Source organism: Monashia sp. HAY1-5C (assembly GCF_056755255.1).
This window is the reverse complement of the sequence record NZ_JBPGXG010000213.1, coordinates 1-4,916: the sequence shown is the minus strand read 5'-3', so window position 1 is coordinate 4,916 and position 4,916 is coordinate 1. Positions and strand designations below refer to the sequence as shown.

The 4,916-nt window shown below is 70.6% G+C and carries 4 protein-coding genes; all 4 read right to left on the bottom strand.

Annotated elements, in window-relative coordinates; all coding sequences use genetic code 11:
• The coding region (locus tag ACR9ZK_RS20750; protein WP_481343860.1) for a glycoside hydrolase family 1 protein at positions 1–666 on the bottom strand (666 nt) is incomplete at its 3' end.
• Positions 663–3,029, bottom strand: coding sequence for an alpha-xylosidase (yicI, locus tag ACR9ZK_RS20745; RefSeq protein WP_481343859.1), 2,367 nt, complete (start codon positions 3,027–3,029; stop codon positions 663–665). The genes ACR9ZK_RS20750 and yicI, both read right to left, overlap by 4 nt.
• A gap of 60 nt (positions 3,030–3,089) precedes the next feature.
• Positions 3,090–4,019, bottom strand: a complete 930-nt coding sequence (locus tag ACR9ZK_RS20740; protein WP_481343858.1) for a carbohydrate ABC transporter permease — start codon at positions 4,017–4,019, stop codon at positions 3,090–3,092.
• On the bottom strand, positions 4,016–4,916 hold a 901-nt coding region (locus ACR9ZK_RS20735; RefSeq protein WP_481343857.1), incomplete at its 5' end, for a carbohydrate ABC transporter permease. The genes ACR9ZK_RS20740 and ACR9ZK_RS20735, both read right to left, overlap by 4 nt.

Here is a 4,916-nt window from a genome sequence, read left to right as displayed (position 1 = left end):
GTATAAGAGACAGCGCCCGCCCAGCCCGTGGGCGAGGTTGAGGTGGTGCACGGCGGCGAGCGCCGCCGCCGGTTCGGTGCGCCCGGGTGCGTGCACACCGGCGGCATAGCCGAGGTAGGCCGAGCACCACGGCTCGTTGAGCGTCAGCCAGAGCGGGACCCGGTCGCCCAGGCGTTCGGCGACGAGGCCGGCGTACTCGGCGAAGCGGTAGGCGGTGTCGCGCTCCGGCCACCCGCCGGCATCCTCGAGGGTCTGCGGCAGGTCCCAGTGGTAGAGCGTCGGGATCGGTTGGATCCCCTTGTCCAGCAGGGCATCCACGAGCCGGGAGTAGAAGTCGAGCCCCTTCTCGTTCGCGGGGCCGCGTCCGGTCGGCTGGATCCGCGGCCACGCGACCGAGAAGCGGTAGGTGCCCAGGCCGAGGGCCGCCATGAGCTCGACGTCGTCGCGCCAGCGGTGGAAGTGGTCGTCGGCCACGTCGCCGGTGTCACCGCCCAGGGTGCGCCCCGGCGTGTGGCTGAAGGTGTCCCAGATCGAGGCACCGCGCCCGTCCTCGTGCACGCCTCCTTCGATCTGGTAGGCCGCCGTCGCGGCACCCCACCGGAACCCGGGCGGGAACCGCCGGGCGAGAACGGTCGCCGCGGAGCGGGGGTGGCCCACCAGCGTCATGACACCACCTCGACGTCGAGCCTCAGCTCGACGACGTCGCCCGTGGCCTCGGCCAGGACGCCGTCGACGGCATACGGCCGGTCGTCCGGCGCCGGGACCACCCGGCCCGCGAGCACGGCGGACGAGCCGCCCGCGCCGACGGCCAGGACCCGGAAGCCACCCGGGAGCTCCGGGCCGGAGAGACGCCGCACCGTGACCGCCTCACCCCTGCGCTCCACGGCGAAGACGGTGTCGGCCTCGCCGGCACGGCCGGGGACGGTCACCTCCCGCAGGCCGTCCGCGAGCTCGACGAGGGCCAGCGTGACGCCGTCAGCCCACGCATACTCCGGTGTGTCGGTGCAGGCGCCGAGCGGGAGCACCGTGTCGGGGCGGACGAGCAGGGGTACCGAGTCGAACCCGTGCTGCTCGCGCACCCAGGCGGGACCGACGACGGTGCGTCCGTCGAGCAGGCCCGTCCAGCGCCCCGCGGGCACGTAGTAGTCGACGACCCCCTCGTGCGTGAGGACCGGGGCGACGAGCAGCGAGTCGCCGAGGGTGTACTGGCGGTCGAGGTGTGCCACGGCCGGGTCGTCCGGGAACTCGAGGAGCAGCGGGCGCATGATGCCCACCCCCTCGCTCGTCACCTCGCGGGCAACCCTCGCGAGGTAGGGCATGAGGGCGAGCTTGAGCCGGGTGAACCGACGCGTCACCTCGACGGCCTCCTCGTCGAAGGCCCAGGGCACCCGGTAGGAGTCCGACCCGTGCAGGCGGCTGTGGCTCGAGAGCAGCCCGAAGGCGAGCCACCGCTTGAAGACCGCAGGGTCGGGGGTGCCCTCGAAGCCGCCGATGTCGTGGGACCAGTAGCCGAACCCCGAGTAGGCCAGCGACAGCCCACCCCGCAGCGACTCGGCCATCGACGGGAAGGTCGAGTCGCAGTCGCCGCCCCAGTGGACGGGGAACTGCTGACCACCCGCCGTCGCGGAGCGCGCGAAGAGCACCGCCTCTCCCTCACCCTTGGTGCGCCGGAGCAGGTCGAAGACGACCCGGTTGTACACGTGCGTGTAGTAGTTGTGCATCCGCTCCGGGTCCGAGCCGTCGTGCCAGACGACGTCGGTCGGGATCCGCTCGCCGAAGTCCGTCTTGAACGCGTCGACGCCCAGGTCGAGCAGCTTGTGCAGCTCACCGGTGAACCAGTCCACGGCGGCCGGGTTGGTCAGGTCGACGAGGCCCATCCCGGCCTGCCACTTGTCCCACTGCCACACGCTGCCGTCGGGTCGGCGCACGAGGTAGCCCTTCTCCATACCCTCGTCGAACAGGTGCGACCGCTGAGCGATGTACGGGTTGATCCAGAGGCACACCCGCAGGCCCTTGGCCTTGAGCCGCCGCAGCATCCCGGCGGGGTCAGGGAACGTGGCCGGGTCCCAGACGAAGTCGCACCAGTGGAACTCCCGCATCCAGAAGCAGTCGAAGTGGAACACCGAGAGAGGCAGCCCCCGCTCGGCCATGCCGTCGACGAAGGACATCACCGTGGCCTCGTCGTAGCTGGTTGTGAACGACGTCGACAGCCAGAGGCCGTAGGACCACGCCGGCACCTGGGGCGCGCGACCGGTGAGGGCCGTGTACCTCGCGAGGATCTCCTTGGGCGAGGGCCCGTGGATGACGTAGTACTCGAGCTGCTCCCCGGCGACCGAGAACTGCGTGGCCGACACCGCCTCGGACGCGACCTCGAAGGACACCTCCTCCGGATGCCGCACGAAGACGCCGTAGCCGGCGTTCGTCAGGTAGAACGGCACGTTCTTGTAGGCCTGCTCGCTGCTCGTGCCGCCGTCGGCGTTCCAGATGTCGACGGTCTGCCCGTTCTTGACGAGCGGCCCGAAACGCTCGCCGAGCCCGTAGACGAGGTCGCCGACGCCGAGGGCCAGCTGGTCGACGGCGAAGACGTCGTCGTCCTCGAAGAGGGCGACGCCGGTGCCGCGCGGCATCGACCCGGTGAGGCGGCGTCCGTCGGCGAGGAAGCTCACCGCGTACCCGGGTCCCTTCGCGACGTGCACGCTGAGGCCACCCGCCGTCAGGGTCCCGCCCTCGTCGTCGACGGTCACGGACACCGGCGCCTCGTCGACGCCGTCGACCGCGAACTGCGGGTGCAGCGGGCCCGCCCCCAGGTGCCGCGCCAGCCGGACCCGGATGACGTCGGGCATGGGTGAGCTGAACTCGACCGTGAGCAAGGGCCGGTTGAGCGTGTCGCCGCGGGCGTGGATCCGCGCCGTGGGGGCGTAGGCCGTGAGCGTCCGGCCGTCGGGTCCGACGACGAGGTCGCGGACCTCCGCCGGCCGCAGCAGCGTGACGCCGGGTCGGGACTGCCAGTAGCCGTCAGTGAACTTCATGGGAGGTCCGTGCTCGCTTTCGTCGGACGGGGTGCGCCGCTTCTCGGCTCGCGTGCGGGCTCACTTCTCGGCGCCCGCCATGACGCCGCGCGTCAGGGTGCGCTGGAAGACGAGGAAGAAGATGACGCAGGGGATGAGGGAGATGAGAGCGCCGGCGTTCGTCGTGGGGGCGTCCATGATGCGGTCGCCCTGCAGCGTCGCCAGCGCGACGGGAACGGTCTGGGTCGAGTTGGAGATGAGCATGACCAGGGGGATGAAGAACTCGTTCCACGTCCAGATGAAGAAGAAGATGACGAGCACCGTGAGCGTCGGGCGCGTGATGGGGAAGACGACGCGCCAGAGGGTCTGCCACCGGCTCGCGCCGTCGAGGGCCGCGGCCTCGAGCACCGACCGCGGGAAGGTGCCGAGGACCGAGGCGAGCAGGTAGGTGCCGAAGGCGCTCTGGATGACGGTGAAGATGATGATCACCGACAGCTGGGTGTTGTAGAGGCCGACCTGCTTGGCGAAGAAGTAGAGCGGGTAGACCAGGGCCTCCTGCGGCAGCATGTTGGCGAGCAGGAAGAGCCCGACGATCCACAGCCGTCCCCTCACCCGGCCGATGCCGAGCGCGAACGCGTTGAGGAGCGACACGACCGTCGCCGCCACCGCGACGGTGCCGGAGATGACGACCGAGTTGAGCAGCTTCTGCGGGTAGTCCACCTGCTCCCAGTACGTCGTCAGGCCCTTCGTGTAGATCTCGGTCGGCAGGCTCAGCGGACCGTTGGTGCTGTAGTCCGACGGCGACTTGAACGCGTTGAGCAGCATGAGCAGGAACGGCGCGATGACGGCGAGCGCGCACACGGTGACGAGGGCGAGGACGAGCCAGCGGCCCGGGCCTCGGCGCAGCCGGCTGGTGGTCGGCGGTGCCGCTGCCGGGAGCCCGCCGGCTGCGGGGCCGGCGGTCCCGGGGGCCCTGGGGTTGGTGGTCGTGTCGGTCACGATGGCGCTCATCGCCCATCCCTTCGCTCGGCGCGGGCCTGCAGGGCCATGAAGACCGCCGCGACGGCCACGATGATGAGGGTGAGCACCGTGGCGATGGCGGCCCCGTAGCCGACGTCGAGCTTCTTGAAGAACGTGGTGTAGGCGAAGTAGGAGGGCACCGTGGTGCTGTTCTCCGGTCCCCCGCGGGTCAGGGCGAAGATCGGCGCGAAGACCTTGAGTGCGGCGATCGTGCAGGTCAGCGTGACGACGTAGGTCTCGGGGCGGATCTGCGGGATGGTGATGGCCCGGAGCCGGTCCCACCACCCGGCGCCGTCCAGCTCGGCCGCCTCGTAGAGCTCGGGGTCGACCCGGCCGAGCGCCGCCATGAAGATGACGACCGGGTAGCCGATCTGCACCCAGACGAGCACGAGCATGACGGCCGGCAGGGCCGATGCAGGCTCGCCGAGCCAGTCCTGGGCCAGCGAGCCGAACCCGACCGCCTCGAGGAGGCCGTTGACGGCGCCGTCCGGTCGCAGCACCCAGCCCCACACGATGCCGGCCACGACGACGGGCAGGATCTGGGGCAGGTAGAAGGTCGCGCGCAGGACCGACACGACGCCGGCTCCGAAACGTCGGCCGAGGTAGTCGAACAGCACGGCCGCCAGCACGAGGCCGATGACGGTCGGCAGCACGACCATCGCGACGATCATCGCCAGCGAGTTGCGGAACGACGTCCAGAACACGTCGTCGGCGAAAAGCCGTGCGTACTGGTGGAACCCGGCGAAGCGTGGCTTGCCCACGCCGGTCCAGCGGGTCAGCGACAGGTAGATGTTGTAGAAGAAGGGGATCCCGATGACGGCGGTGAACAGGACCGCTCCCGGGACGAAGTACGTCCAGTAGGACGCCTCCCGGCGTCGGCTCCTCGGG

Bases quoted from the DNA above. Each gene is read 5' to 3' on its own strand.
- yicI (WP_481343859.1), bottom strand. From the start codon at position 3,029: ATGAAGTTCACTGACGGCTACTGGCAGTCCCGACCCGGCGTCACGCTG.
- ACR9ZK_RS20740 (WP_481343858.1), bottom strand. From the start codon at position 4,019: ATGAGCGCCATCGTGACCGACACGACCACCAACCCCAGGGCCCCCGGG.